The organism is Thermovibrio ruber (assembly GCF_055380895.1).
The window spans coordinates 148,344-173,385 of the sequence record NZ_AP042397.1; the positions used below are offsets into that span (position 1 = coordinate 148,344).

General features: G+C 46.0%; 30 protein-coding genes. 15 read left to right on the top strand and 15 right to left on the bottom strand.

Annotated features, from left to right (window positions below; translation table 11 throughout):
- Nucleotides 1–180: 180 nt before the first annotated feature.
- From sdhA to ACZ424_RS00860, 9 genes are all read left to right on the top strand, one after another.
- Nucleotides 181–1,881: a succinate dehydrogenase flavoprotein subunit gene (sdhA, locus tag ACZ424_RS00820; protein ID WP_464904625.1), complete on the top strand. Its 1,701-nt coding sequence runs from the start codon at nt 181–183 to the stop codon at nt 1,879–1,881.
- A 10-nt stretch (nt 1,882–1,891) separates the two neighbouring features.
- Nucleotides 1,892–2,857, top strand: a complete 966-nt coding sequence (locus ACZ424_RS00825; RefSeq protein ID WP_464904626.1) for a succinate dehydrogenase/fumarate reductase iron-sulfur subunit — start codon at nt 1,892–1,894, stop codon at nt 2,855–2,857.
- A complete protein-coding gene (locus tag ACZ424_RS00830; protein WP_464905230.1) occupies nt 2,857–3,714 on the top strand; it encodes a CoB--CoM heterodisulfide reductase iron-sulfur subunit B family protein in 858 nt (285 codons plus the stop codon). Before ACZ424_RS00825 ends, ACZ424_RS00830 begins: the two co-directional genes overlap by 1 nt.
- A 104-nt stretch (nt 3,715–3,818) precedes the next feature.
- The gene (locus ACZ424_RS00835; protein ID WP_464904627.1) at nt 3,819–5,486 is read left to right on the top strand and encodes a carbon starvation CstA family protein; all 1,668 of its coding nucleotides are present in this window, start codon (nt 3,819–3,821) and stop codon (nt 5,484–5,486) included.
- Nucleotides 5,479–5,823 carry a putative Se/S carrier protein gene (locus ACZ424_RS00840; RefSeq protein WP_464904628.1) on the top strand — a complete coding sequence of 115 codons (345 nt, stop codon included), beginning with the start codon at nt 5,479–5,481 and terminating at the stop codon, nt 5,821–5,823. Before ACZ424_RS00835 ends, ACZ424_RS00840 begins: the two co-directional genes overlap by 8 nt.
- A complete protein-coding gene (locus ACZ424_RS00845; protein WP_464904629.1) occupies nt 5,820–6,797 on the top strand; it encodes an NAD(P)H-dependent glycerol-3-phosphate dehydrogenase in 978 nt (325 codons plus the stop codon). The genes ACZ424_RS00840 and ACZ424_RS00845 overlap by 4 nt, the downstream gene beginning before the upstream one ends.
- Complete coding sequence (locus tag ACZ424_RS00850) at nt 6,797–7,258, top strand: hypothetical protein (RefSeq protein WP_464904630.1); 462 nt, start codon at nt 6,797–6,799, stop codon at nt 7,256–7,258. Before ACZ424_RS00845 ends, ACZ424_RS00850 begins: the two co-directional genes overlap by 1 nt.
- Entirely contained in the window at nt 7,259–7,960 is a 702-nt protein-coding gene (phoU, locus tag ACZ424_RS00855; RefSeq protein ID WP_464904631.1) for a phosphate signaling complex protein PhoU, read from the top strand.
- Nucleotides 7,960–8,763 (top strand): metal ABC transporter permease, encoded by an 804-nt coding sequence (locus ACZ424_RS00860; RefSeq protein WP_464904632.1) that lies wholly within the window; start codon nt 7,960–7,962, stop codon nt 8,761–8,763. The genes phoU and ACZ424_RS00860 overlap by 1 nt, the downstream gene beginning before the upstream one ends.
- On the opposite strand, the gene ACZ424_RS00865 is transcribed toward ACZ424_RS00860, so the two are convergent.
- The 10 genes from ACZ424_RS00865 to ACZ424_RS00910 all read right to left on the bottom strand — a co-directional run bounded on the left by ACZ424_RS00865 (nt 8,737) and on the right by ACZ424_RS00910 (nt 15,384).
- Complete coding sequence (locus ACZ424_RS00865) at nt 8,737–9,453, bottom strand: DUF72 domain-containing protein (protein ID WP_464904633.1); 717 nt, start codon at nt 9,451–9,453, stop codon at nt 8,737–8,739. The two genes, ACZ424_RS00860 and ACZ424_RS00865, sit on opposite strands and share 27 nt — an antisense overlap.
- Nucleotides 9,450–10,034 (bottom strand): flavodoxin family protein, encoded by a 585-nt coding sequence (locus tag ACZ424_RS00870; protein WP_464904634.1) that lies wholly within the window; start codon nt 10,032–10,034, stop codon nt 9,450–9,452. Before ACZ424_RS00870 ends, ACZ424_RS00865 begins: the two co-directional genes overlap by 4 nt.
- Before the next feature lie 8 nt (nt 10,035–10,042).
- Nucleotides 10,043–11,485, bottom strand: a complete 1,443-nt coding sequence (der, locus tag ACZ424_RS00875) for a ribosome biogenesis GTPase Der (protein WP_464904635.1) — start codon at nt 11,483–11,485, stop codon at nt 10,043–10,045.
- Entirely contained in the window at nt 11,482–12,105 is a 624-nt protein-coding gene (locus tag ACZ424_RS00880) for a hypothetical protein (RefSeq protein WP_464904636.1), read from the bottom strand. Before ACZ424_RS00880 ends, der begins: the two co-directional genes overlap by 4 nt.
- A 96-nt stretch (nt 12,106–12,201) precedes the next feature.
- Nucleotides 12,202–12,789, bottom strand: a complete 588-nt coding sequence (locus ACZ424_RS00885) for a hypothetical protein (protein ID WP_464904637.1) — start codon at nt 12,787–12,789, stop codon at nt 12,202–12,204.
- A complete protein-coding gene (locus tag ACZ424_RS00890) occupies nt 12,789–13,289 on the bottom strand; it encodes a hypothetical protein (RefSeq protein ID WP_464904638.1) in 501 nt (166 codons plus the stop codon). The genes ACZ424_RS00885 and ACZ424_RS00890 overlap by 1 nt, the downstream gene beginning before the upstream one ends.
- Before the next feature lie 50 nt (nt 13,290–13,339).
- Complete coding sequence (locus ACZ424_RS00895) at nt 13,340–13,501, bottom strand: prefoldin subunit (RefSeq protein ID WP_464904639.1); 162 nt, start codon at nt 13,499–13,501, stop codon at nt 13,340–13,342.
- The gene (gene pfdA, locus ACZ424_RS00900) at nt 13,473–13,937 is read right to left on the bottom strand and encodes a prefoldin subunit alpha (RefSeq protein ID WP_464904640.1); all 465 of its coding nucleotides are present in this window, start codon (nt 13,935–13,937) and stop codon (nt 13,473–13,475) included. The genes ACZ424_RS00895 and pfdA overlap by 29 nt, the downstream gene beginning before the upstream one ends.
- 23 nt (nt 13,938–13,960) lie before the next feature.
- Complete coding sequence (locus ACZ424_RS00905) at nt 13,961–14,680, bottom strand: hypothetical protein (RefSeq protein WP_464904641.1); 720 nt, start codon at nt 14,678–14,680, stop codon at nt 13,961–13,963.
- 11 nt (nt 14,681–14,691) lie between these two features.
- Complete coding sequence (locus ACZ424_RS00910; protein WP_464904642.1) at nt 14,692–15,384, bottom strand: TIGR00703 family protein; 693 nt, start codon at nt 15,382–15,384, stop codon at nt 14,692–14,694.
- 125 nt (nt 15,385–15,509) lie between these two features.
- On the opposite strand from ACZ424_RS00910, the gene ACZ424_RS00915 reads away from it, so the two are divergent.
- On the top strand, nt 15,510–16,916 hold the full coding sequence (locus tag ACZ424_RS00915) for a SagB/ThcOx family dehydrogenase (protein WP_464904643.1): 1,407 nt from the start codon (nt 15,510–15,512) through the stop codon (nt 16,914–16,916).
- Nucleotides 16,917–17,015: 99 nt separating this feature from the next.
- Nucleotides 17,016–18,137 carry a KamA family radical SAM protein gene (locus tag ACZ424_RS00920; RefSeq protein WP_464904644.1) on the top strand — a complete coding sequence of 374 codons (1,122 nt, stop codon included), beginning with the start codon at nt 17,016–17,018 and terminating at the stop codon, nt 18,135–18,137.
- On the opposite strand, the gene folK is transcribed toward ACZ424_RS00920, so the two are convergent.
- Together folK and ACZ424_RS00930 are read right to left on the bottom strand one after the other, a co-directional pair.
- Entirely contained in the window at nt 18,099–18,524 is a 426-nt protein-coding gene (gene folK, locus ACZ424_RS00925; RefSeq protein WP_464904645.1) for a 2-amino-4-hydroxy-6-hydroxymethyldihydropteridine diphosphokinase, read from the bottom strand. The two genes, ACZ424_RS00920 and folK, sit on opposite strands and share 39 nt — an antisense overlap.
- Nucleotides 18,521–19,018, bottom strand: coding sequence for a CinA family protein (locus tag ACZ424_RS00930; protein ID WP_464904646.1), 498 nt, complete (start codon nt 19,016–19,018; stop codon nt 18,521–18,523). The genes folK and ACZ424_RS00930 overlap by 4 nt, the downstream gene beginning before the upstream one ends.
- A gap of 56 nt (nt 19,019–19,074) precedes the next feature.
- On the opposite strand from ACZ424_RS00930, the gene hisC reads away from it, so the two are divergent.
- From hisC to ACZ424_RS00950, 4 genes are read left to right on the top strand one after another with little or no spacing between them, the layout of a single operon-like run.
- Nucleotides 19,075–20,187: a histidinol-phosphate transaminase gene (hisC, locus tag ACZ424_RS00935; protein ID WP_464904647.1), complete on the top strand. Its 1,113-nt coding sequence runs from the start codon at nt 19,075–19,077 to the stop codon at nt 20,185–20,187.
- On the top strand, nt 20,184–20,477 hold the full coding sequence (locus ACZ424_RS00940) for a hypothetical protein (RefSeq protein WP_464904648.1): 294 nt from the start codon (nt 20,184–20,186) through the stop codon (nt 20,475–20,477). The genes hisC and ACZ424_RS00940 overlap by 4 nt, the downstream gene beginning before the upstream one ends.
- 9 nt (nt 20,478–20,486) lie before the next feature.
- Nucleotides 20,487–21,641 (top strand): metallophosphoesterase family protein, encoded by a 1,155-nt coding sequence (locus ACZ424_RS00945; RefSeq protein ID WP_464904649.1) that lies wholly within the window; start codon nt 20,487–20,489, stop codon nt 21,639–21,641.
- Entirely contained in the window at nt 21,604–22,356 is a 753-nt protein-coding gene (locus tag ACZ424_RS00950; protein ID WP_464904650.1) for a double zinc ribbon domain-containing protein, read from the top strand. The genes ACZ424_RS00945 and ACZ424_RS00950 overlap by 38 nt, the downstream gene beginning before the upstream one ends.
- A 1-nt stretch (nt 22,357) precedes the next feature.
- On the opposite strand, the gene ACZ424_RS00955 is transcribed toward ACZ424_RS00950, so the two are convergent.
- The 3 genes from ACZ424_RS00955 to rsgA are packed head-to-tail and all read right to left on the bottom strand — an operon-like array spanning nt 22,358 to nt 24,991.
- Nucleotides 22,358–23,317 carry an oligopeptide/dipeptide ABC transporter ATP-binding protein gene (locus ACZ424_RS00955; RefSeq protein WP_464904651.1) on the bottom strand — a complete coding sequence of 320 codons (960 nt, stop codon included), beginning with the start codon at nt 23,315–23,317 and terminating at the stop codon, nt 22,358–22,360.
- On the bottom strand, nt 23,301–24,098 hold the full coding sequence (gene panB, locus ACZ424_RS00960; protein ID WP_464904652.1) for a 3-methyl-2-oxobutanoate hydroxymethyltransferase: 798 nt from the start codon (nt 24,096–24,098) through the stop codon (nt 23,301–23,303). Before panB ends, ACZ424_RS00955 begins: the two co-directional genes overlap by 17 nt.
- Nucleotides 24,098–24,991, bottom strand: coding sequence for a ribosome small subunit-dependent GTPase A (gene rsgA / locus ACZ424_RS00965; RefSeq protein ID WP_464904653.1), 894 nt, complete (start codon nt 24,989–24,991; stop codon nt 24,098–24,100). The genes panB and rsgA overlap by 1 nt, the downstream gene beginning before the upstream one ends.
- Between the last annotated feature and the right edge of the window lie 51 nt (nt 24,992–25,042).

Here is a 25,042-nt window from a genome sequence, read left to right on the forward strand (position 1 = left end):
TCCAAAGAATAAAATTATGCGCATTTTATAAAGAATCGGGTTAAGTAAAATTTTACAAAATTTTTACAAAACTTTAAAATTGAGCTGCTTAACAGTTCTGCTACTTTGTTTTTAAGGCTTTTCTATAATTAATCAAGTTTCAAAGAAAAATTAATGAAACTTCAGCTTTCAGGAGGGTCTATGCTTCAGTTTGACATTTTAATAGTTGGGGCTGGAGGTGCAGGTCTTTACGCTGCCCTTGAGACCAGTAAGAGAAAAGGCTTGTCTGTTGCTGTCCTTTCAAAGGTCTTTCCTACCCGTTCTCACACAGGAGCTGCTCAGGGAGGTGTTAATGCCGCCCTTGGAAACGTTGCTCCCGATAGCCCGGAGAAACACGCTTACGATACGGTTAAAGGAAGTGACTTTTTAGCCGATCAAGATGCAGTAGAGCTTATGTGTAGTATGGCCCCGAAGATTATCAGGGAAATGGAGCACATGGGGCTTCCGTTTTCAAGACTTGAGGATGGAAGGATAGCTCAGAGGCCTTTTGGTGGAGCTTCTTTTCCAAGAACCTGCTACGCTGCAGACAAAACCGGCCACGTTATGCTTCAAACCCTCTACGAGCAGTGTTTGAGGAACAACGTTACGTTCTTGAACGAGTGGTTCCTCCTCTCAATAATCCACAACGGAGAGAGGGTAAGCGGCGTTGTTGCGATGGACTTAAGGAACGGCGAGGTTCACGGAATTAAAGCTAAAGCAGTAATCCTTGCAACAGGTGGGCACGCAAGGGTCTACTGGAATAGAACTTCTAATGCCCTCGGAAATACCGGAGACGGAACTGCTGCAGCACTGAGGGCAGGGCTTCCGCTGAAGGACATGGAGTTTGTTCAGTTTCACCCAACGGGCTTAAGGAGAACTGGAATCTTAGTTACTGAAGGTGCAAGAGGAGAAGGGGGGTACCTCATAAACAATAAAGGTGAGCGTTTTATGAAGAGGTATGCTCCCGAGAAGATGGAGCTTGCCCCGAGGGATATGGTATCAAGGGCTATAGAGACTGAGATATTGGAGGGAAGAGGGTTTAAGGACGAAGAGGGTAACGAGTTCGTCTACTTGGACTTAAGGCACTTGGGAAGGAAAAAGATCCTTGAGAGGCTTCCTCAGATTAGGGAGCTTGCAATTGACTTTGAAGGAGTTGACCCTATTGAGGAGCCTATTCCTGTAAGGCCGACAGCCCACTACTCGATGGGTGGAATAGATGCCGATAAGTTTGGAAGAACTTCAATTAAGGGATTATACGCTGCAGGTGAGTGTGCATGTATCTCCGTCCACGGGGCAAACAGGTTAGGCGGTAATTCCCTACTTGACATAGTTGTTTTTGGGAAGTTGGCCGGCGAAGATGCCGTTAACTACGCTTCTGAGGTGAGCTTTTCCCAGTTTGAAGAGTCTGAAGTTAAAAGGGAAGAGGAAAGAATTAACTCACTCTTCAAAAACGACGGTAAGGAGAAACTGGTAGAGCTCCGAAACGAGCTCAGTAACGTAATGAGTTACGGGGCCGGAATCTTTAGGGAAGAGAGTAAGATGAAGGAGGCCCTTGAGAAGGTTAGGGAGATTAAAGAGAGGGCTAAACACGTCAAGGTTTACGACACTGAGAGAACGTTTAACACAAACCTTCAGCAGACCTTAGAGTTCCTAAACCTCGTTGACATTGCCGAAACGATTGTTCTACCGGCGATAGAGAGGAAGGAGAGTAGGGGAGCCCACTACAGGACTGATTACCCGAAGAGGGATGATGATAACTTTCTCAAACACTCCATCGTTGAGATGGGAGAGGACGGGGAGCTCCGCCTCTCCTGGAAGCCAGTAGTGATAACCAAGTACCAGCCTGAAGAGAGGAAGTACTAAGGGGGATAGAATGGAGAAGAGAGAGGTAATTTTTAGGATAAAGCGTTTTAACCCAAAAAAGGACGAAAAACCCTACTACCAGGACTTCAAAATAACCGTTTCAAAGGGAATGACGATTCTTGAAGCCCTTCAGCAGATAAAGGACAACCTTGACCCAACCCTTTCCTTTAGAGCTTTCTGTAGGAGTGCTATCTGCGGTTCCTGTGCTGTTAAAGTCAACAGTTTTCCAAAGCTTGCCTGTAAAACTCAGGTCTTTGATGAACTTGATAAGTTCGGGACAGACACTCTGATCCTTGAGCCTTTAGATAACATGGAAGTTATCAGAGACCTGATAGTTGATTGGGATAGACCTTTAGATCCTTTAAAAGAGATGAAGACCTGGCTCATTCCAGATCCGGAGGTTGTTCCTGAGGCTTTAGACGAGGAGAGTAGAGTCTATCCCAGGGAGCTTAAGAAGTTTGACTCCTTTACAGACTGTATCCTGTGCACTTCATGTTTCTCTTCCTGCACTGCTACTCAACTTGACGAGAACTACGGTGGTCCCTTCCAGCTTGCAAGGGTTTACAGGTTTGCCGTTGACCCGAGGGACGCCTTAAAGGTAGAGAGGTCTAAGGTTGGCTACGCTTTTGACATGTGGTTTTGCGTTAGATGTAACAAGTGTGCAGATGTCTGTCCCAAACACATTTCTCCTGTTGACGGGATTATGAAGCTCAGGGGACTTTCAATAGAGGTTGGCCTGAAGGACAACCCGGGAGCAAGACACGTTATGGCCTTCTACAAGTCCTTGCTTGAGTCTGGAATGCTTAATGAGGTCCTTCTACCGTTGAGAACGAAGGGAATTAAGGGGATTCTTGAGAACCTTCCAGTTGGAGTTAAGATGATCCTTAAAGGTAAAGCCCACTCGCCGGTTATGAAGCCGATTGCAGAGCACGAAACACTAATTAAGGTGATGAAGGCAGCTATGGAGGTGGAATGATGGGTAGATACGCCTTTTATCCAGGTTGTGCCGCTAAGGGGGCTTCTAAGGAGCTCTACGAGTCAACAGTTGCAGTTTCTGAGAAGCTTGGAATAGAGCTTATAGAGCTCCCCCAGTTTAGCTGTTGCGGTGCAGGTGTTTTAGAGGAAGTAAAGGAAGCGGTTGACCTTGCAGTAAACGCAAGGAACCTGGCCTACGCAGAGAGGGAAGGTTTAGACATAGTAACGGTCTGTAGCACATGCCTTTTGGTTCTAAGGAAGACCAAGTACCTGTTAGACAATGACGACGATTTAAGGGAAGAGGTAAACGAAATCCTTAGAGAAGCGGGCCTTGAGTATAGGGGAACTGTTGACGTTAAACACTTCCACTGGGTTTTGCTGGAAGAGTTTGGAGAGGAAGGGCTAAAGGGAAAGGTTGTTAAACCCCTTTCAGGGTTAAAGGTTTATCCATATTACGGGTGCCACACAGTAAGGCCGGAAAATGTTTTAGGTTTTGAGCCATCAGAGAACCCCCAGTCTTTAGAGAAAATCATAAGGGCCCTTGGAGCGGAGCCGGTTGAAGGTGAGAGGAGACTTGAGTGTTGCGGTTTCCACGCATTCTGGCCCAACTCTAAGATGAGCATGAGGTTGACGGGGCTTAACCTGTTAGACGCTAAAACTCGCGGAGCAGACTGTATTACAACTCCTTGTCCCCTCTGCCATATGAATCTTGACGCAAACCAGGGAAGAGCTCTGAAGGAGGTCGGGGAAAACTTCCAGATTCCTGTTCTTCACGTTCCTCAGCTTGTTGGTTTAGCCCTTGGTATTGAGCCGAAGAAGTTGGGACTTCACAGAAACATTGTTCCCGTAAACTGCTGATTTACTGATTGGAGGGGAGCTCCCCTCCAATAGCCCTTCTCAAACTCCTGCCGTTTTGTAGGATAATTAACTCAACTTTAGGCGGATTAAGGCGGAGGGAAGTAATGATTACTCTCCTCTTTGTTTTTGCTGCACTCGTTCTGCTGGTTGCCTATTTCACATACGGTAAGTTCTTAAGGGATAAAGTTTTTGGCCTGAAAAGGGACGCCAAAACTCCAGCCCACGAGTTAAACGACGGTGTTGACTACGTTCCAGCCCCTGCTCCAGTTCTCTTGGGGCATCACTTCTCTTCAATTGCAGGTGCAGGACCTATCGTTGGTCCAATTACCGCTGCTTCCTCCTGGGGATGGCTTCCTGCCTACCTCTGGGTTCTTATCGGGAACGTCTTCATAGGCGGCGTTCACGACATGAGCTCAATCGTAGCCTCTGTTCGGAACATGGCAAAGTCAATTGCCGAAATAGGAGGTAGATACCTTTCAAAGAGGGCAGGTTTCCTCTTTAAGCTCTTTATCTGGTTAGCACTCCTCTACGTCGTTGCAGTCTTCATAAACGTTGCTCAGATAACCTTCAACGCCAAGGTTCCTTTAGTTGAAGGTGGAAAAGTTGTCTCTTTCCTTCCTATCGGTGGTGGAGTTGCAACATCTGCAGTCATTTACATAGTTTTGGCAATTCTCTTTGGAATTTCCGTTTATAGGTTTAACCTTCCGTTAAAGTGGGCAACTCTATTATTCGTAGTTTTAGTCTACATTGCCGTTTACGTTGGGCAGCTCTTCCCCATAAACCTACCGCCAAACGTTTGGAACGCTATTCTCCTCATCTACGTTGCCGTTGCTTCAGTGACCCCAGTTTGGATACTCCTCCAGCCAAGGGACTACCTCTCAAGCTTCCTCCTGTACGGTGCAGTTCTTGGAGCAGGCCTTGGAATACTCCTCTCCTTTGGTAAGTTTCAGCCCCACATTCCTGCTTTCTTGGGATTTAATAGCGACATAGGTCCACTTATTCCACTCCTTTTTGTAGTTATTGCCTGCGGTTCAATTTCTGGATTCCACTCACTCGTAGGCTCTGGAACTACCTCTAAACAGCTTGACAAAGAGACGGATGCCCTTACGGTCGGTTACGGTGCAATGCTCCTTGAAGGTTTGGTTGCGGTTATGTCAATTATCTTCGTTCTGATTCTGACCGTTCCCGAGTTTCAGGTTCTCAAAAAGAACGTTGCTGCAATCTACGGAACGGGAGTCGGCAGGTTTATGTCCGTTTTAGGAATTCCCGAGAGCGTAGGCGTTGCCTTCGGAATGCTTGCCCTCTCGTCGTTCGTTTTAACGAGCACAGATACGGGAACAAGGCTTGCAAGGTACGTTTTTACCGAGCTTACAGGTATAACAAACCGTTTTGTTGCTACCGGAGTTTCACTTATCATCCCTGCGGTTCTGGTTTTCATGAAGTATAAAGACCCTGCAACGGGGAAGGTCCTACCGGTCTGGAAAGCCCTGTGGCCTGTCTTTGGTGCAACGAACCAGTTAATTGCTGCACTTTCTCTCTTTGTCGTTATGGTTTGGCTTATAAAGACGGGAAAAGGGAAGTACTGGTTTATTCCGGGAATTCCTTCATTCTTTATGGCCATTATTACCGTTTGGGCTCTAATTATGCTATTTGTTAAGTGGAAGTTCACTGTTATAGGGATAGCTGCCATAATTCAGGTAGTTTTAGCCCTCTGGATTTTTTACGAGGGAATTTTGGCCCTTAAAAAGCTTAAAGAGGAAAGGAATGGCTGAGGCTAAAAGTTTAGGCGAGAAGCTCTTTTTTATTGCAACGGGGGTAAGACTTCACGCAAAGGAGTTTTTTCTAAGGGCTACCGGCCTGTTTAGAAGGTATGAATACTGCATATCTTTCCCCTCAATTCCTGAGGGGCTGAAGGCTGAAAAGCACTTGAAAGGGTTTAAGGCCGTTTCTGTTCCCATTCCTGACGAGATATTTGAGGGGTGCGGAGTTGGAGTTTTAGTTAGAGAAGAGGATTTAGAGGAACTTCTAACCTACCTAAAAGAGAAGGGCGTTTTGGTTTCTGGAGTCTTTAAGAGGGAAGGAGACAGGTTCGTTGAGGTGAAGAGGTGAGAATAGCTGTTTTAGGTTCAGGCAGCTGGGGTTCTGCTCTCTCTATCCACTTTGGAAGAAGCGGTTTTGAGGTTGTTCAGTGGTGCAGAGAGGAAGATGTTGCAGCCTCAATAAACGAGAATAGGGAAAATCCCGTTTATCTTAAAGGATTTAAATATCCCAATTCTGTTTCTGCAACGACCAGCGTTGAGGGAGCTCTCTCCTCGGCAAATTTAATCTTCTCTGTAATTCCCGTTCAGTTCACTCCTTCCTTCTGGGAGGGAAACAGGGAGCTCCTTTCAGGTAAGCCCTTAATCTGTGCAAGTAAGGGAATAGAGGTTGAGTCCCTTAAAACACTCTCACAGCGCTACCGCGAGATATTTGGAGATGACAAAAACTACTACGTCCTGTCCGGCCCTACTTTCGCAAAAGAGGTTGCAAAAGGTCTTCCTACCGCTGCCGTTGTTGCAAACGGGAGTTCGGAGAGAGCTCTAAGAATGGTAAAACTTTTAAACACTTCTTCCTTCAGACTTTACGCCTCTTCAGACGTTTTAGGAGTTGAGCTTGGTGGAGCTCTAAAGAACGTCATAGCAATAGCCGCCGGCATCTCAGACGGAATGGGACTTGGGAACAACGCAAGGGCTGCCCTGATTACGAGGGGGCTCCACGAGATAAAGAGGTTGGGGAGAGTTCTTGGAGCTAAGGAGGAGACCTTTTACGGCCTTTCGGGGCTCGGAGACCTTGTTTTAACCTGCACTGGAGACCTTTCAAGGAACAGGCGGTTTGGCCTTTCTCTTGCGAAAGGTGAGAGGCTTGCAGGAAGAGAGGTTGTTGAGGGAGTTTACACGGTAAAAGCGGTTGTTCAGATAGCAAGGGAGCTCTCCTTAGATATGCCAATCTCTGAAGCTGTCTATAAGATTATCTACGGGGACAAAAGGCCAAAGGAGGTTATGGAGGAGCTCCTTAAAAGGCCGGTAAAAGAGGAGAGTCTTTAATGGGCTGCTGCAACTTCGGTAGAGAGGATGATCTTTTTCCCTTTCAGGAAGAGGCTGAAAAGTTTATAGAGGGAATTCTTCCCCAGTGGAAGTTAAACAGGGAATTTTCTGTTAAGACGAAGAAGGAAGAGCTAAAGGAGTTCGTTTCATCCGTTAAAAACTCACTCCTCGGTTACCCTGAAGAGGGGAAACTTGCCTACCTTGAAAACTTACTTGACAGGCCGGTTCCAGAGGAGAAAAGGGAAGTTTTCTTCTATGTAGCTGAAAACTACCTGATTCCTTTTCTTAAAAGGCTCGTTTACTACAGGGCAAACGAGCCAGAGGGTTTAGAGGAGCTCCTCCTTTTAGCCGACGAGGTTCTGAAAGAGCTCTCAACTTTTAAGAAAGTGTTAAGGGAGGAAAGGGTAGAATTGGCCTTAGATGTTTTAATCTCTGCACTTTATGGGCAAACGGAGGGGTAGATGATAGAGCGCTATATAGCAGACCTTGATGAGCTTAAGAAGAGCTTTATTGAGATGGCCGACATGGCCAAGAAAATAATCAACGACGCAATGGAATCCCTCATGGAGAGGGACGTTGAGAAAGCAAAGGCAACTTACCAGTTTGACAGGCTTATAGACCTAAAAGAGCTTGAGATTGAGGAGAGGTGCGTTCGTATCCTTGCCCTCTACTCTCCAGAGGCTGCAGACCTGAGGTTCGTTGTATCAATCCTGAAGAGCATCGTTGACCTTGAAAGGGTTGGAGACCTTGCAAGAGATATCTGTGAAACGGCAATAAGGCTTGCTGAAGTTCCTCCCATTAAACCTTACGTTGACCTCCCGAGAATGCTGAAAATCGTTTCGGAGATGCTGAAGGATTCCGTAATGTCTCTACTCCGTGGAGACGTTGAACTTGCAAAAGAGGTTATAGACAGGGACGACATAGTTGACAGCTTCTACGAGAGACTATTTGAAGAGCTTGTAGAAATCTCTCAGAAGAACCCGGAAAACGGCGCCGTAGCAGTGAGATTGATTCTCGTTGTTAAATCCTTAGAGAGGGTAGGAGACCACGCAACGAACATTGCAGAATACGCAATCTACTATAAAACCGGAGACGTTGTTAAGCACAAGAAGGCCCAGGAATACCTTAAGAAGTTGAAAGAGAAAGAAGAGAAAGGGGAGTGATGCTCTCAAATCCCCTCATCTTTTTGGGCTACGATTTCGGAGTTAGAGCCCTCCTTGCTTCTCTTTTAAGCGGATTTGTCTGCTCTGCTGTCGGCTCTTACGTGGTTCTCAGGAAGATGAGCTTTGCAGGGGCTGGGCTTTCACACGTTGCTTTTGCAGGAGTTGCCTTTGGCTTCTTGGTTGGAATTTCACCTCTTCTCTCTGCGCTTCTCTTTACACTAATTGCCGCCTCTATCATCTGGTTCTTGAGCCAAAAGGGGCTCCACTTTGACGTTGGAATGGGAGTTCTCTTTGCAACCAGTATGGCACTGGCAGTCCTTTTTTTGAGCCTTTCAAACACATACGGAGCTTCTGTTCTCTCTTACCTTTTCGGTAGCCCTCTTGCCGTTGATGATAAAGACCTATTAACCTTGTTTGTCCTTTCCGTGATTGTCTCTCTCTTCCTTGCCTTCTTCTGGAGGGAAATCTACTTAATTTCTTTTAGCTCTGAGATTGCAAAGGCCTCAGGGTACAGGGTTGAGCTGATAACGTTTCTTATGAACCTCCTCATTGCCTCTGTCGTTACCTTCTCTCTAAAGTCTGTCGGAGCTCTCCTCGTCTTCTCACTCCTCGTAGTCCCTGCCGCCTCTGCGTTTAAACTCTCAAAGAGCTACACCCAGTATTTCTTTCTCTCTGTGGTCTTTGGAGTCCTTTCAGGCCTCTTTGGGATGATTGCTTCATTTACGTTAGACGCCCCTTCTGGAGCTACCATCACTCTAATTTCCTTCTTAATATTCTTATTTTCCTCCCTTAAGTCCCAATAGTTCCATCAGTTTAAGGGCGTTCTCAACTGCTGCTCCGCCGGCAGTGTTGTTGAAAAAGACGCACTTTACCCTTGCAAAGCTCCCTATTACCCTCTTTGCAACTTCCTCTAACTCCTCTTCTGTGTAGCTGCTCCTGTAGAGTTTTTCCATCCCGTGGAGCCTATAATAAGAGAGTTCCTTAGTTTCCTTACACTCTTTGAGCCAACCTAAACTTTTTGGGAAGTCTGAGCAGACAACCGTTGTTTCAACTCTGCTGAGGTTTTCCTTCCAAGTTGGACTTCTCAGCTCAACAGCTAATTTAATTCCCTCCTTTCTGAAGGTTTCAACAGAAGAGTTTAGAAACTCAAGGTTTTCCTCGCTGTAGTGGAAGCTCTTCGGAAACTGTCCCAAGAGGCAAATGAGGTTTTCCCCTAAGATTTCTTTAGCCATCAAAAACGGTTTAACGTTCTCCTCAGTCAGCTCCCTGTAGTGGGTTATTCCCCTGTAAAGTTTAAAAACATAGTTAAGGGAAACTTTCCGGTAGTTCCTGATGGAAGACTTAACAGGAAGCCTGTAAAAGGTTGAGTTTACCTCCAAACCGTTGAAGTGGCGGGCGTAGAAAGAGAGCCAGCTGCCCATAGGCAGCCCTTCAGGGTAGAAAACCCCTTTCCACTCCCTGTAGAAAAAACCGCTGGTTCCCAAAACTATCAACGGTTTCCTTTAATAAGGTTTAAAACTTCCCTTACCCTCTTCCCTACGCTTCTTGCAGTTTTCAGTCCCCACTCGTCAATTTCAAACTGGTCGTCTACCTGTTTTGAAACTGCCGCACATCCGAAGTGTGCCGTTGGGTCTGAGTCTGCAACTAAAATCATCCCGTGAATTAACGCCCAAGCGTGGATTGTTTGGAGGGTGTGTTCCTGTCCGCCGTGCTTTGTAGCTCCAACTACAATGGCTGCACATACCTTGTCCTTAAGCTCCCAGTTAACCCTTAGCGTCCTTGACCTGTCAAAGAGGGTCTTTAGCATTCCTGTAATTGAGCCAAAGTAGACCGGAGAGCCAACAACTATTGCGTCTGCCTCTTTCATCTTCTGGGCAATCTCCTCGTAGCCGTCCTTAACGATACAGATTCCCCCGTTCCTCTTACAGGCGTTGCAGACCTTACAGTACTCTAAAACATAGTCTGAGAGGGAAATTATTTCAGTATCAAACTCTTCAAGCTCCTTAAAGGTCTCCTCAAGGAGAATCAGAGTAGAGCCTTTCCTGTGTGAGCCGTTTATCCCCAATACCTTCATCTTCCCTCCTACTGCCTCTTCTTAAAGACAATTCTAATTGGAATCTTGTTAAATCCGAATGCCTCCCTTAGCCTGTTCTCCAAGAACCTCCTAAAGGACTTCGGTATTCCCTCTGGGTAGTTTGAGAAGAGTAGGAACGTCGGCGGCTTGGTCTTAACCTGTGTTCCGTAGTAGATTTTCACTATCTTATTCTTATAGACCGGTGGTTGGTGAATTTCCATAAGTTTCTGGAGAACTCTGTTGAACTCTCCAGTCCTTACTTTCTTCGTGTACTGTCTGTAGACGTCCTTTATCTGCTTGAGGAGCTCCTTTAATCCCTTCCTCTCCTTTGCGGATATGAAAACCCTTGGAGCGTAAGGGATAAAGTCAAAAGTTAAATCAAGTTCCCTGTGAATCCTCTCCCAGTCCTTTTCGCTCTTAAGCTTGTCTATCTTGTTAACTGTGATGATTATCGGCTTAAACTTCTCAAGGGCTATTCCTGCAATCTTTGCGTCCCTGTCTGTTGGCCCCTCCTCTGCGTCAACCAAGAGAACGACGACGTCTGCCCTGTCTATTGCGTCTAAAGCCCTTAGGTAGGAGTAGTACTCAATGTCCTTTATCTTTCCCCTTCTCCTAATACCTGCAGTGTCTATGAAGATAAACTCGTCGTCTCCAATCTTCACGTATGTGTCTATCGCGTCCCTCGTCGTTCCGGGAACGTCGCTTACGATTGCCCTCTCCTCCCCTACTAAGGCGTTTAGGAGGGTAGACTTACCCATGTTCGGCCTTCCGACTATGGCAACCTTTATAGGTTCCTTCTCCTCTTCCTCTATCTCGTACTCCTTCCCTGCTGCAAGGTCTTCTGAGAGCTTTTGGAGCTCCTCCCCCTCCTCTCCTGAGATTAGCCTCTCAGCCTTTTCCCTCCTCTCCTTTTTCTCATGCTCTCTCCTTGCAGCCTCTTTTAACTCCTCTGGGAGCTTCTCAATGATTTTTTCCTTAAGCGACGGAATTCCAATCTTGTGGATGGCAGAAATTGGAATGACCTCATCAAAGCCCAAGCGGTAGAAGTCGTAGATAAGGTCTTCCATAAACGGTTCGTCAACCTTGTTTACTGCAACGATTACGGGCTTATCCCACTTCCTTAGTATCCTTGCAACCTCTTCGTCTAAAGGAGTAACCCCCTCCTTTCCGTCAACGACGAAGACTATGACGTCGGCTTCCTCCATAGCTCTCTTTGCCTGTTCAGTCGTTTCCTTTGCAAACTCGTGAACTCTTCCTGTTGTGTCTACTCCTCCTGTATCAACTAAGAGAACTGTATGGTCGTCTAAGTCCGCCTCCTGGACTATCCTGTCTCTCGTAACTCCTGCAGTGTCGTCAATTATTGCGACCTTCTTTCCAAGGAGCCTGTTAAAGAGCGATGATTTTCCAACGTTTGGCCTTCCAACTATTGCAACGACGGGGAGCCTCTTCATACCTCCTCCGCCATTACCATGTCGTAGAGTTTCTGGAATACGCAGGTGAATTCAATGTTTTCGTCAAAGGCAAAGGGTAACGTTTCCACTTCCCAAACTTCTTCTCCGTCGTAAAGGTACCTTACCCCTATGAATGCAACGTCTGGGAGTTCCCTAAAGTAGTACTCCTTATCTCCTTCTTTCTTTGCCCTTGATAAAAACTCTCTGAGCTCATCAACAGACTCAAAGTTTTTTGTAGTTGGAACTAAAAACCTTAAAGCTGCGTAGGTATTTCCGCACTTTCTGCACTCTCCGTAGAGCTCCCTTGCGTCAATAACTGTTCTAAACTTCCTTTCCTTCACGAGCTCCTCAACCATTTCAATCAGGTCTACGAGGGGCTCTTCCTCCTCTCCCAAGTAGACTTCCTGTTCCGTCTCCTCTATCCTATCTGGGTAAATGACCATTAGGGGAGCTCCGCAGTAGGGACACTCAACTCTTTCCCCATCATCTGCTACAGGCTCTAAAAGTCCAATTAGCCTCTCAAAGAACTCTGCCATGTCGTAGTCGTCTGCTACCAACTCTACAGGCTCGTTGCACATTGAAAAGTCGTACCTGTAGTTTCTGCTGATAAAGTCCTCCATCTCTCCTCCCTTTTAACGTTTTCACAGAAAATTTAACCACAAAAAGAAAAGGGGAAAGGCTACTAGTCCTTCCCCAAGAGTTTAAAAGTTTCAGAGTTATTGAGACTCTTGATCGTTTTCTGAACCTGACTTTGAAGTCTTTTCCTCAGCCTCTTTAACGGCCTTTGCAAGAGCTTGACCTACGTAGTAGCTGGCAAGGAGCTCCAGTCCCCAAACCAAGAGTGTCGGAATTGCTGCCCCAAGTGTTACTGCCTCGGCTACTGGACCAACAACCAGCGAGGAGAGAATGTTAAGCTTAAATAGAATAGAGATGAGGAACACCAAGAAAAACCCAATGTAGTAGGCATACTTAAACGGTTCTAAAGAGCTTAACCACATAGAGAGTAGTGCTGCAACGCTTAAATCCTCAAGCTTTTGGAGCTGTACGGCCTCTTGGCTTTTGGCTACTTTCTGTGCAATCTCAGACTTGTCTGGAACTTCTCCGTCTAAAAAGGCTTTAGCACTGTTTGCTATTCCACCGTAACCAAATATCAGCCTGTTTGCAAAGAGCCAAGATCCGAGGAATCCTATAACAAAGGCTGCTGCCTCCGGATGTGCTGCGATTACGAGGCTAAACAGGAAAATTCCTAAAACGATTACGGCTATAAAAATTCCGAAGGCTATCCACCACAGAAACCGCTGCATTACTTACCTCCCTTTTCGTTTTTCTTCTGCTTCTGAGCTACGTTTTTTCCACCCACTCCCTGTTTAAACGAATGGGCAACTGTGTATAGGTCTGAAGAGAGCGGGTGTATGTAGGTAAATGTGGCTAAAACTGCGTCTCCAATCTGAAGCTTTTCAGTTCCGGCCTTGAGCTTAAGCTCAACTTTTGTAACAACTCCGGGCGGTAGAACCTGATGAATGGGAACGTGTGAAACGATGTAAGCTTTCTCTTGACTGTTCTTTCCGGGAGTGAATACGAAAGATTCGTCAACTATTGTAATAGGAGTTCCTCCCGGATTCAGAATTGAGTAGGTGATGGAGTGTTTTTCTGTGTTGTAGTGGGCATCAACAATTATTGGAGAGGCTGGAATTGATGATACAAGTTTTGCAACTGTTCTCTCTGTAAAGAAACTTCCAATTCCCCAGCCGAGAATCAGGGCTACGATGGAAATTAAAATGAGAATACTTGCCGGTCTTTTCATCTCTTCCCTCCTTTGTGATTTATAGGTTTACCCCCTATCCCTCTCCCAGTCTATTCCCCGCTTTCTTCTTTCTCTTTCAGAAACTCTAACGCCTCTTCCTTAGATACCTCTACCATAACTGAACCTAAATTAAGATAGATGCGCCTCCCTTCGGGAAGGCGCTCTAAGAACTCAATCAGTTCCTTATTTGTTCTTTCCCTTTTCTCCTTCATTCTCTCCCTCCCCGGCCTCTGCGTGGCCGTGTTCTCTTATTTTCTGGGAGAGTTCCTCAACCTTCTCGTAGAGCTCTACCATTGCTCTTTCAAGGGCTTCCCTCAGAGCTAATGCAGCAACAATTTCCTTCTCAATCTGCTTGATGGCTTCGTCAAAGGGGAGCTCTACGGCAATTCCACTTCCGATGTTGATGACGATCTTGTCAACCTCTTCAAGCTTTGCTCCCACTTGAGCAATCCTTCCTACCGGAAGGAGAACCTCCTTACCTGCCCCAAGGTCTTTCAGGTTCCTTAAGGTTGTGATTGTCTGCCTGTACTCCCCTACAAGAACGTCAAGCTGGGCAATCTCTACCCTCAGGGCTTCAATCTGGGCGATGATGCTCCTGAGCTGCCTTGTAAGGTCTGTCATCCTCTTTTCATCTCTCTTCACAGCCATGGACACCTCCTTTAATTAGGGTTTTATATCTTCAGTTCACACCATCCTGTCGTGGACTTTTCCCTGGGTAGGTAGATGACTCTTTTAGGCCTTATGTCTGTCTTTAGTTCCTCAAAGAGCTTGTCCCTTACCTCTTTTATCCTCCAGAAGAAGAGTAAGTGCCCCTTGAACCTAACCTCAGTCCACATACCGACCCGCAGGGGAATTTCCCACCTTTTCATCTCGTTCAGTAAGGGTTTGTAGAAGTTCTCGGCCAACGGGTGGTCGCCTAACATCTTCATTTCCATCTTTGCCAAAGCTTCACAGAAGGAATGGCCTGCAGCCTTTATCTTGTCTATTTGAGGTGAAGAAATGGGGAGCTCTACTATCCCCTTAAAAACTTCAACTCTGAACTCTTCAACTCCTTTCCACTTTTTAAGGTCAAAGACTTCAGCTTTGGTTTCGTAAAGCTCTCCATTTGTTAGGTAAAGCCTTTCAGGGACTTCAAGCCTGTTAAGAACGGGATACTTATCAAGAATTATTTCCTTAACCCTGTCTACAACTTCATCTGCCTTTAATCCCCTCTTCAGTAAGTAATTCTTTACCCGGTTCTCAACTTCTCTGTCTTTTTTTAAGTAGTAGTAGATAACGGCACTCGTTATCGCTTCCCTTACGGCGTTTCCGGGGAGGAAGGGCTTACCCTCACCGTCCCGGGGAAAGCCGTTCCTTGAGAAGATAACGGGCGACCAGGTTAAGAGCTCCATTTCTCTCCCTCCTATTTAAAGGCTGCCAGTATCTTGTCTGCTTTTTCTGCTATGTCTATTTCAAACAACGCTATGGTCGGCAGCAGCCAAGAGACTCTAAACCTGGCATCTCCGTCTTTGTTTTCCCCGAAGTAGGCAAGGGCAACCCTTCCGAAACCTGCTTCTTTTTCAACTTTTTTAGCTTCCCTGAGAAAACGCCTTGCAACGTTGGGGAGTTTCTCAAAAGGATAAGGTTTTCCCTCCTGTCCCCTCTGTTTTACAAGCTCCGTTGCAGTTCCGACGTTCCTTAAGGCCTCAATTAGGTGGTGTAACCTGTGTTTCTTGAAGTAGGCAAGCAGAAGTGATGCAGCAGGAAGCCTGAGTATCTCTATGTTGTGGTCTCCCTCTCGGAGCTCCCCTACCAAGTAAGCCCTACCGTTCTCCATCTCTATGTGGGCAAAGAGCTTTTTGTTCTTTGGGAGCTCCTCAAGAACCTCGCTAACCTCGTACTGAATTCCTCCCTCTTCGTAGACATCTCCCTTCTGCCTCTTCCCGTATTCGGCGACAAAATAAGTCTCCTCTCCTCCCTTTTTTCCTAAAATGAGGTCTAAACCCCACCTCTTGAGGGACTTAAACTTGAACTCTCTCTCTTTCTCAGGCTGTCCTAAGGTTTCAAATACCAGAGTATTTAAAGCCTGAATTTCCCTTAACTCAAGTAAATTCATCTCCACTCCTCCGCGATTTCTAATTTCACTAAATTTCAATTTATGTTTTGTAAAAGTTAGTGTCAAGTTTTCTAAAAGAGAATTTTAATTTATCTCCTGTGTTAGAATTGAATCGGAGGTAAAAGATGGAAAACTGCCTTGAATACCATAGGGCTACAGCCCATACCTTTGAGAGCGTAAGGAGGCCCCACTACCTTGACTGGTCAAACTACCCAAACCCTTACAAGTTTTACACAGGGGTTAGAAGGTTTAGGCTCTTACCCTTTAAGGCTTTAACTCAGGAAACCGTTGACACCCTCTACAGGCTCTGTTCTGAGGGAGCTCCCGAGAACTTAGACATTCAGGAGCTCTCAAACCTTGCCTTTTCTATGAACGGAATTACAAAGGTTGAGAACTTCCACGGGGAGAAGTTTGGGTTTAGGGCTACCCCTTCTGCAGGAGCTCTCTACCCCTTTGAGCTTTACTTCTTTATTAGGGACATCCCGGAGCTCCCAAACGGCATCTACCACTATCAGCCCTACGACCACTCTTTGGAGCTCCTTTCAGAGGGTGACTACTTTAAAAGCCTACAGACCGCCCTTTGCTCGTCTTTAGAGACAAACGTCGTTGCAGTTGTTACGGCTATCTACTCAAGGAGCGCCTGGAAGTATAGAACAAGGGCTTACCGTTACTGCCTTTTAGACGCTGGCCACATGGTGGGAAACGGGGTTGCGTACCTTAGGAGCGTTGGCCTTGAGGTTACAGCCGTTTCACTATTTAAAGACATTCTTCTCAACGCTCTTTTAGGTTTAGACGGAAAGAGTGAGTTCTCCCTCTGTGCCGTTGTTCCCCAAAGGCCTGCTCTCTTCTGGGGAGAGGAATTTAACCCTCCTGAAAATTTCCCGGAGAGCCTTCCTGTTGTTAGAAAACCGATTACTTACGAGGAGATTGAAGAGGTTCACGCTCTTGGGAACCTTGGAACTTGTGAGTTCTACAGAAACTTGCCTGAGTCTCCAGACTACTTCCCTGAAGTTTCCTCCCTTCCCCTCAGTAAAGTTCTCTTAAAGAGGCGTTCAAGAAGGGAGTTTACTGGAAAGAGCATCACTTTTGACCAGTTTAGATTCTTAGTTGAGTCTTCCCTCCTCTGTTTCCCTGGAGACTGGAGTTTCCCGCTTACCTCTTTCTACATTCAAGTAAAGAACGTGGAGGGTATGTCAGACGGGATTTATACGGTTATAGACAGCCAGTTGACTGTTGTTTACAGTGGAGACTATAGTGGTGAAATGGCCTACCTCTGTTTAGGGCAGGATTTCGTTTCAAGGGCAAACGTTAACGTAATCTTTACCTACGACTTTAGAGACTCCTCCTGCCGCCGATACAGAGGAGCCGTTTTAGAAGCAGGAGCTCTCGGCGAAAATCTCTACCTCTCTGCCGAGTCTTTAGGGCTTGGGGCTTGCGGTATAGGTGCTTTTTACGACTTTGACCTTCAGCGCTTCCTTGATTTGAAGGTAGAGGAACTCCCCGTTTACGTTGTTTCAGTCGGTTCGCTTTAAAGTTGACGGAACTCTTGAACTGCTTTAGATTTAGGTTAGCTGAAATTTCTTTTCTAACTTCTAACAAAACTCAGTTTAACCAAATAGGGGAGATTTACTATGCAAATTCCTGGCTTTTCTACACTTGAGGAGGTAGAAAAGGCCTTTAACGTTTCCATTCCAAAAGAAGAGAAGGAAAAGCTCAAAAAGGTGATTAAAAGACACCCTATGTTTATTCCTGAATACTACGCCCAGCTAATCAACTGGGAAGATCCAAACGATCCCATTAAAAAGATAATCTTCCCGAGCGTAGCTGAGCTTGATGTTTCTGGCTCTTACGATACCAGCGGTGAGAAGGAAAACACCGTTTTAACGGGGCTTCAGCACAAGTATAGGGAGACTGCTCTGCTTCTGGTTACGAACAGGTGCGCAGGCTACTGCCGCTACTGTTTCAGGAAGAGGTTGGTCGGAATTCCCACAAACGAGACTCTAAAGCTCTTTGACCAGGCAGTAGAGTACATAAAGGAGCACCCGGAGATTACAAACGTCCTCATTTCAGGGGGTGACCCGTTAGTTCTACCTACAGACGTTATTGAGTATTTCCTTTCGGAGCTCTCCAAAATCCCCCACCTCAAGTTCATAAGGTTCGGAAGCAGAGTTCCCGTTTTCTACCCTATGAGAATTTACGAGGATAAGAAACTCCTAGCGGTTTTCTCAAAGTATTCAACCCCTGAAAGGAGGATTTACTTAGTCACACACTTTAACCACCCTAAGGAGGTTACCGAAGAGGCAAGGAAGGCAGTAGACTCCCTTATAAGGAGCGGCGTTCCTGTAAGCAATCAGGCCGTTCTTTTAAGGGGTATTAATGACGCCCCCGAAACACTTGCAACGCTTATGAAAGAGATTACCTCTGCCGGAGTTATTCCCTACTACGTTTTTCAGTGTAGGCCTGTTAAGAGGGTTAAATCCCACTTCCAAGTTCCCCTAAAAGAAGCCTACTGGATAGTTGAAAGGGCAAAGCAGAAGCTTGACGGCCACGCTAAGAGGTTCAGGTTTATAATGTCCCATAAAACCGGAAAGATTGAGATAGTTGGAATAATAGAGAACGAGATTTACCTCAAGTACCACCAGTGTAAAGACCCGAAGAAGGTAGGTAAGCTCTTTAAGAGGTTGTTAACGCCCAAGGCCGGCTGGTTAGATGACTTAAAACCTGTTAAGGAAAGGGAGGGAGCTCTCGTCTAAGAGCTCCTTTGCTATATCTTTAAAGAAGTCCCTGTCCTTCAGCCCCCTGTGTGGAACAGTAAGGGCAGGGGTTTCTATCTTCACCTCTCCGTAAAGAACTACGTCAACGTCAACTACCCTCGGCCCCCATCTGAATGTTGGAAACCTTCCAACCCTCTGTTCAATCCACTTTAGGAGTTTAAGGAGCTCCAACGGAGGGTGGGGAGTTTCCACCAGTAGCCCGTAGTTTAAAAAGTAGGGCTGGTTCAGGACTCCAAATGGAGCCGTTTCAACTATGGAGCTCCTCTTTAAAACCTTCCCACAGAACTTCTCAATCAGCTCTTCTGCCCTCTTTAGGTTCTCAAGCCTGTTTCCGAGGTTGCTTCCTAAGATGAGAAGAGCTCTCAAATCTTACCCTCTAACATCTTTACAAGGATCTGAATTGCCTTCTTTGCTGCCTTCCTGCGCCTGTTGTTCCTTCTCCTTACGGGATCTGGGTTCCCATCCTCAAAAATAAACCTGAAGACCTCAACCCTGTTTCCAACTGAAACTCCAATGTAAGTTAAACCTTCTGGTTTCTCAGGAGTTCCCCCTGTTGGCCCAGCTATCCCAGTTGTTGATATTCCGCACTCCGTTCCAAGGAGCTCCTTAACCCCCAAAACCATCTCTTTGGCAGTCTCTTCGCTTACAGCTCCATACTTTAGGAGCGTTTCAGCCCTAACGCTTAAAACCTTCATCTTTACAGAGTTATCGTAGGCAACAACTCCGCCCATGAAGTACTCAGAGCTCCCAGGAACGTTCACAATCCTTGCGGCAACCATTCCCCCCGTGCAGCTCTCTGCAGTAGCAAGCTTTAAACCCTTTTTCAGCATAAGCTCTTTTAACTGAAACTCAACCCTCATTTTTCCCTCCTAAAAAAAAATTATAATCACACTAAAAAGAGAGCCGGAGGTTCTTAATGTTCTCACTTCCAGAACACATAAAGAAAGTCCACGTCTACGAGCCGGGAAAACCTGAAGAGGAGTTAAAGAGAGAGTTAGGCTTAAAGGAGATTGTTAAACTTGCCTCAAACGAGAACCCCTTAGGCCCCTGCCCTTCTGCCGTTAGGGCAATAATTGAAGACTTGAAAAACCTCAACCGCTATCCCGACGGAAATTCTTACTACCTGAAGAAGAAGCTCTCAGAACACCTTGGAGTAAAGCCTGAAAACCTCTTTGTCGGCCTTGGTTCAAACGAAGCTTTAGATATAGTTTCAAGGGCTTACTTAAGACCGGGGTTAAACGCCGTTTACAGCGAGAAGTCCTTTGCAGTTTATCCGATAGTTGTTCAGCTTGCAGGAGCAGACCACAAGGTCGTTAAGGCTAAGGATAACTACTACATGGACTTAAAAGCCCACCTTGACGCAATAGACGAGAACACTGCCGTTGTTTTCCTTGCAAACCCCAACAACCCCACCGGAACGGCCTTTACGAGAGCCGAGTTTGAATCCTTCTTGAAGGACTTTCCTGACGATGTTCTATTGGTCTTAGATGAGGCCTACTACGAGTATGCCGTAGGGGCGGGATTTGACATAGAGAACGGCGTTGAGTACATATACGAGAAGAGCATTGTCGTAACCCGAACTTTCTCAAAGATTTACGGTCTTGCAGGACTTCGTTTAGGCTACGCCGTTGCCAGAGAGGAGATAATTCAGGACATGAACAGAATCAGGCAGCCCTTTAACGTTACAAGGCCTGCCCAAGTCGGTGGAACTGCTGCTTTAGACGATAAGATGTTCATAAAACACTCTCAGGTCGTAAACGAAGAGGGGAAGAAATACCTATACAACGAGTTTGAGAAGTTAGGACTTGAATACGTCCCTACTTACGCAAACTTTATCCTCGTCAAGGTGGGATACCCGAGCCGTGAAGTGTTCAACAGGCTCTTGAGGAAAGGAGTTATCGTTAGAGCTATGGACGGATACGGTTTTCCCGACCACATCAGGGTTACCGTTGGAACGATGAGGGAGAACGTATTTTTCATAAACAAATTAAAAGAAGTTCTTGAAGAGCTGAAGGACGAGGAGTTATGAGAAAGTTAATTCTGCTTTCATTCCTTCCCTTTCTGCTTTCCGGTTTAGGGTGTTCTTGTAAATTTCAGACGAAGATGGAAAAGCAGGTTCTAAAGGTTAAAGGTGGAAAGTTTGTTGTTAAAGTTTACAACGGTGGGAAGCTGGTAGCCCAGTATAGGGGAGATGGATACGTTTGGTTTGAGAGGAGCCAGAACAAGCGCCATACTGGAGTTGTTACCTTTAAGGACGAAAACGGCCACATTGTAAGGGTTGGAGCTTTTGGAGGAGTCGTTATAGTAGAGTATCAGTAGGAGGGAATCTTGAGGGTTGCCCACATTTCAGACAGCCACCTTGGGTATAACCAGTACAGGTTAGTTCGGAGAAGAGAGGACTTTTTCCGTGCCTTTAAAAAGGCCGTTGATGAGGCTACTGAAAGGGGAGCTGAGCTAATCATTCATACGGGAGACCTGTTTGAGAGCTACCACCCAGACATGGCAACCCTTTCTCAGGCCATAAAGCTCTTTACAGAGATAAAGAAAAGAGGGGTAAAAGTTGTTGCAATAGCCGGAAACCACGACAGGGTTTTAAGAAAGGGGTTTCTCTCTCCACAGAAAGTTCTTTCAGACCTTGAGCTTATAGAGTTTATAGATCCTGCTGGTTCTACATACTACAAAGACCTGTTTATTGCCGGTTTCAGGTATTTTCCCAAGAGTCTCATTCCCGCAGTGAAAAAGGAGTTCTTTGAGGAGTTTTCACGGGAGGCTGAAAGGGCTGGAGTTTCAGTATTTATGTTCCATCAGGCTTTAGACCAGTATTTACCCTACGAGATGGCCTACGAGATTACGGTTTCGGAGCTCCCCGAAAACTTCACCTACTACGCCGGTGGCCACATTCACACCTATCACGTTTCAAATGTAAAGGGGGGAGTCTTCTCCTACCCCGGGGCTACCGAGTTTCACTCTAAGAGAGAGGCAAAGGTAGGAAGACGGGGCTTTAACATCTTTGATACTGAAACTAAAGAGCTTGAAAGGGTTGAGCTTGAAGGATTAAGACCGTTTTTCGTTTTAGAAACAGATGAGGAAAAGGCCCCTGAGAGTTTGAAAGAGCTCCTTGAAAAGGTCAAGGACTCTTCCCTCCCGCCGGTGGTTCTCATTGATTACTCATACTCAAACTTGGAAGTTACGGCTTTCTCTGAAATTCTCTCTCAACTGGAAAAGAGTTCTCTCTACTTGAGGGTTTACGAACACAGAGGTTTGAAAGGAGATGGTGATGCCTCTATTGAAGTAAAAGATTACGTAGAGATTTTTAAAGATTACGCCAAAGAACAGAAACTTCCAAAGAAAGCGGTTCTTTTAGGAAGTGAGGTTGTAAAGGGGAGCTCTGAAGAGGTTCCCCATCTGGTTGAGAATTTCTTAAAGGGAGAGCTTGGAGAATTCTTTGAGGAGTTTAAGAGGTTCTCTGAAGAACTTGGTTAATGCTGTCTTAGACGTTCTCTACCCCAACTTCTGCGGCGTCTGTGGAAGTTTTCTCTTTAAAGAACACTACTTTGTAGCCTGTAAGGAGTGTTGGGAGGAGGGCTTTACTCCCTATACCAAGGAGAGGTGTTCAGTTTGCGGCCACCCTTTGGAGTTTTTACCAGGAGCTCCTGGCATCTGCAAGCGCTGTTTAGAGAAACAGAGGCGTTTTAACTTTGACTCCGTTTTCTACTTTACTCTCTACCGAGGCTTACCTGAGTTTGCCATAAGGGAGCTTAAGTTCAGTAGGCTAAAACCTGTTGCCGAGGTCATAGGAAAGACTATCTCTAACCATCTTTTGGGAGTTCTGAAAGAACTTGAAGTTGACTTAGTTGTTCCCGTTCCTGTCTCAAGGGAAATCCTTCGTGAGAGGGGCTTTAACCAGACCGAAGAAATACTCAAAGGAGCACAAGTTCACTATACACCCTTTCTTGAAAAACCCTACACTCCTGAGAAACAGTTTACCCTCTCTTTCAAAAAACGCTCTGAGAACGTCCGAGGCGTTTTTCAGGTTAAACCGGAGTTTAGAAAAGAGATTTTCGGAAAAACTGTTCTCGTTTTTGACGACGTCTTTACAACCGGAGCGACGGTCAACGAGGTAGCCGGACTTTTAAAGCGCTACGGAGCTAACAGAGTTTACGTCTATACTATCTGCTACACTCCTCTTTTTAATTAAGTCAGATTAAAATACAGGCAGCCCTGTGTGTTTCCGTTATTTTTCTCAGCTCTACATTAAAGTTCAGACACTCCTTCTTTCTCTTCGGGCATCTCGGGTAGAAAGGGCAGCCTGTCTCGGCAAACTCTGACGCTTCAACAAGTTCGGCAGCTTTCCCTTCAATCCTCTTTCCTGGAAGGGAGTTAAGAAGGAGCTCCGTGTAAGGGTGTACAGGTTTTCCCAAAACCTCTTCAGTTTTCCCCTCTTCAACGATGTATCCCTTATACATAACAGCTACCTTATCGCTTACTGCCTCAACAACGGGGATTGAGTGGGAGATGAAGAGGTATGAGATTGAGAATTTCTTTTGGAGCTCCAAAAATAGGTTTACAATCTGAGCCTGAACAGAGACGTCCAAGGCAGACGTAGGCTCGTCTGCGACTATTACTTCCGGTTTCAGTGCAATAGCTCTGGCGATTGCTACCCTCTGTTTCTGACCTCCCGAGAGCTGGTGAGGATACTTAAACAGGGTTTCTTCAGATAAGTGGACTAAAGAGAGGAGCTCCCTTCCTCTCTCTATCAGTTCCTCTTTACTCTTAAGGATGTTGTTTATCCTCAGCCCCTCCGTTACTATTTTCCAGATCCGCCAGCGGGGGTTGAGGGAGCTCTGAGGGTTTTGAAAAACGGTCTGAACGTTTACCCTGTATTGTCTGTACGCTTCTCCTTTAAGTTCTCTTAAATCCTTTCCTCTGTAGAGGGCTTTACCTTCCGACGGTTTCTCAATGTCAAGTATGATTTTCCCCAGTGTTGTCTTTCCGCTTCCACTCTCTCCAATTAGCCCTAATGTCTCTCCCTGAAAGAGCTTTACACTTACCCGGTTTAGAGCCCTAAACCACCTTTTGACCCTTCCGAAAGTTCCTCTCTCAACGGGGTAGAGTTTACTGACCTGTTCTGTTCTTATTATTTCAGTAGGAGTGCTCATCAGATGGGAACTCTCCTTTTTTAACCTCTTCTATAAACTCCTTAACGGCTCTCTTAGCCTCCTTTCCAAGCTCTGCATACCGCTTTACAAACTTTGGCTTAAAGTCTTCAAAAAGACCTACCATGTCGTGGAAAACAAGAACCTGACCGTCACAGAACCTACCTGCCCCTATCCCTATCGTCGGTATTGAGAGGCTCTCCGTTATCTTTTTTGCAAGTTCTGAGGGGATTTTCTCAAGGACGACGGCAAAAGCTCCTGCCTCTTCAACCGCCTTTGCGTCTTTCAGCAGTCTTTCCCTCTCCTCTTCGCTCTTTCCTCTCAGTTTGTAGCCGCCGTAAACGTTAACGCTCTGTGGCTGAAGCCCTATGTGTCCCATTACAGGAATTCCGGCGTTAACGAGGGCTCTTATCGTTTCAGACTGCTCTATCCCCCCCTCAATTTTTACGGCGTCGCAGCCGGTTTCCTTTAGGGCTCTCCCGGCGTTCAGAATTGCGTCTCTTATTCCAGTTTGGTAGGAAAGGAAGGGCATGTCAAAGATTACCATTGCCCTCTCTCTTCCCCGGACTACCGCTTTCGTGTGGTGGATCATCTCCTCCATAGTTACGGGAACCGTTGAAGGGTATCCTAAAACAACCATTCCAAGTGAATCTCCCACTAAAATGGCGTCAACTCCGGCACTGTCTACGATTTTTGCAGTAAGGTAGTCGTAGGCAGTCAGAACGGTTATCTTCTCTCCCTTCTGCTTCTTTTCTAAAAACGTTGCCGTAGTTACCTTTTTCATCAATCTCCCTCTCTGCAGGTCTCTTTTAACCAGGGGACGAAGGCCTTAATCATCTTCAAGTAGCTTTTAAACCTTTCACAGGGAATTTCTCCCCTAAGAACGGCCTCTCTGACTTCACAGCCAGTCTCTTCAAGGTGCATACAATTTGAGAACTTACAGCTGAACTTTCGAAACTCGGGGAAGTGGAGTCTAACTTCCTCTCTATCCATAAAGTTCAAGGCCTCAACCCTTGAAAACCCCGGGGCATCTCCTATAAACCCTCCCTTGAAGGGAATTAGCCTTACTTCCCTCGTTGTGTTCCTTCCCCTTTCTGTTTTCCTGCTCACCTCTCCTGTTTGGAGCTCTACCCCTGTCAGCCGGGATATGAGGGAGCTCTTACCGACTCCCGAAGGCCCTGCAAATATGGAAACCACTCCTGAGAGCTCCCTACCTAACTCATCAAGACCCTCTCCCGTTTCAGAGCTCGTCTCTATAACCCTATAACCTGCGTTTTCATAAATCCTCTTCCACTTTTCAAGCTCCCTTCTCTCCTCCTCGTTTAACAGGTCAACCTTGTTGAATACAACTACCGGCTCAACTCCAAGGTGGTCGTAAACGACCAACAGGTTGTCAAGGAGGAAGTTCTGAAAAGGAGGGTTCTTTATCGTTGAAACCACTACAGCCTTGTCAACGTTTGATATCGGCGGTCTAATTAGTAAGTTTTTCCTCTCCTCTATCTCCTCAATTGCAAAGGTCTGGCTGTCAACAACCTTTCCCTTAACCCTGTCTCCGGCGTAAATCCTGTCTTTCTTCTTTACCTTTCCTAAGGGTATACCCCTGTAGTTCTTTCTTTCCTCTGGAACGTAAACTGTTATCTTCTGTCCCGACCTCTCTACAACCAATCCTTCCGGCATTAAGGTCTCCCGTTTCTTGGTTTGTTGCTTATTATAGTGTTTCAGATTTTT

Excerpts from the sequence above, each read along its gene's own strand:
- ACZ424_RS00830 (WP_464905230.1), top strand. The coding sequence starts at position 2,857 with ATGGGTAGATACGCCTTTTATCCAGGTTGTGCCGCTAAGGGGGCTTCT.
- ACZ424_RS00915 (WP_464904643.1), top strand. The coding sequence starts at position 15,510 with ATGGAAAACTGCCTTGAATACCATAGGGCTACAGCCCATACCTTTGAG.
- der (WP_464904635.1), bottom strand. The coding sequence starts at position 11,485 with ATGAAGAGGCTCCCCGTCGTTGCAATAGTTGGAAGGCCAAACGTTGGA.
- pfdA (WP_464904640.1), bottom strand. The coding sequence starts at position 13,937 with ATGGCTGTGAAGAGAGATGAAAAGAGGATGACAGACCTTACAAGGCAG.
- ACZ424_RS00835 (WP_464904627.1), top strand. The coding sequence starts at position 3,819 with ATGATTACTCTCCTCTTTGTTTTTGCTGCACTCGTTCTGCTGGTTGCC.
- ACZ424_RS00890 (WP_464904638.1), bottom strand. The coding sequence starts at position 13,289 with ATGAAAAGACCGGCAAGTATTCTCATTTTAATTTCCATCGTAGCCCTG.
- ACZ424_RS00920 (WP_464904644.1), top strand. The coding sequence starts at position 17,016 with ATGCAAATTCCTGGCTTTTCTACACTTGAGGAGGTAGAAAAGGCCTTT.
- ACZ424_RS00860 (WP_464904632.1), top strand. The coding sequence starts at position 7,960 with ATGCTCTCAAATCCCCTCATCTTTTTGGGCTACGATTTCGGAGTTAGA.
- rsgA (WP_464904653.1), bottom strand. The coding sequence starts at position 24,991 with ATGCCGGAAGGATTGGTTGTAGAGAGGTCGGGACAGAAGATAACAGTT.
- ACZ424_RS00885 (WP_464904637.1), bottom strand. The coding sequence starts at position 12,789 with ATGCAGCGGTTTCTGTGGTGGATAGCCTTCGGAATTTTTATAGCCGTA.
- hisC (WP_464904647.1), top strand. The coding sequence starts at position 19,075 with ATGTTCTCACTTCCAGAACACATAAAGAAAGTCCACGTCTACGAGCCG.
- ACZ424_RS00905 (WP_464904641.1), bottom strand. The coding sequence starts at position 14,680 with ATGGAGCTCTTAACCTGGTCGCCCGTTATCTTCTCAAGGAACGGCTTT.
- ACZ424_RS00825 (WP_464904626.1), top strand. The coding sequence starts at position 1,892 with ATGGAGAAGAGAGAGGTAATTTTTAGGATAAAGCGTTTTAACCCAAAA.
- ACZ424_RS00930 (WP_464904646.1), bottom strand. The coding sequence starts at position 19,018 with ATGAGGGTTGAGTTTCAGTTAAAAGAGCTTATGCTGAAAAAGGGTTTA.
- ACZ424_RS00910 (WP_464904642.1), bottom strand. The coding sequence starts at position 15,384 with ATGAATTTACTTGAGTTAAGGGAAATTCAGGCTTTAAATACTCTGGTA.
- ACZ424_RS00880 (WP_464904636.1), bottom strand. The coding sequence starts at position 12,105 with ATGGAGGACTTTATCAGCAGAAACTACAGGTACGACTTTTCAATGTGC.
- panB (WP_464904652.1), bottom strand. The coding sequence starts at position 24,098 with ATGAAAAAGGTAACTACGGCAACGTTTTTAGAAAAGAAGCAGAAGGGA.
- phoU (WP_464904631.1), top strand. The coding sequence starts at position 7,259 with ATGATAGAGCGCTATATAGCAGACCTTGATGAGCTTAAGAAGAGCTTT.
- ACZ424_RS00955 (WP_464904651.1), bottom strand. The coding sequence starts at position 23,317 with ATGAGCACTCCTACTGAAATAATAAGAACAGAACAGGTCAGTAAACTC.
- ACZ424_RS00895 (WP_464904639.1), bottom strand. The coding sequence starts at position 13,501 with ATGAAGGAGAAAAGGGAAAGAACAAATAAGGAACTGATTGAGTTCTTA.
- ACZ424_RS00940 (WP_464904648.1), top strand. The coding sequence starts at position 20,184 with ATGAGAAAGTTAATTCTGCTTTCATTCCTTCCCTTTCTGCTTTCCGGT.
- sdhA (WP_464904625.1), top strand. The coding sequence starts at position 181 with ATGCTTCAGTTTGACATTTTAATAGTTGGGGCTGGAGGTGCAGGTCTT.
- ACZ424_RS00840 (WP_464904628.1), top strand. The coding sequence starts at position 5,479 with ATGGCTGAGGCTAAAAGTTTAGGCGAGAAGCTCTTTTTTATTGCAACG.
- ACZ424_RS00870 (WP_464904634.1), bottom strand. The coding sequence starts at position 10,034 with ATGAAGGTATTGGGGATAAACGGCTCACACAGGAAAGGCTCTACTCTG.
- ACZ424_RS00850 (WP_464904630.1), top strand. The coding sequence starts at position 6,797 with ATGGGCTGCTGCAACTTCGGTAGAGAGGATGATCTTTTTCCCTTTCAG.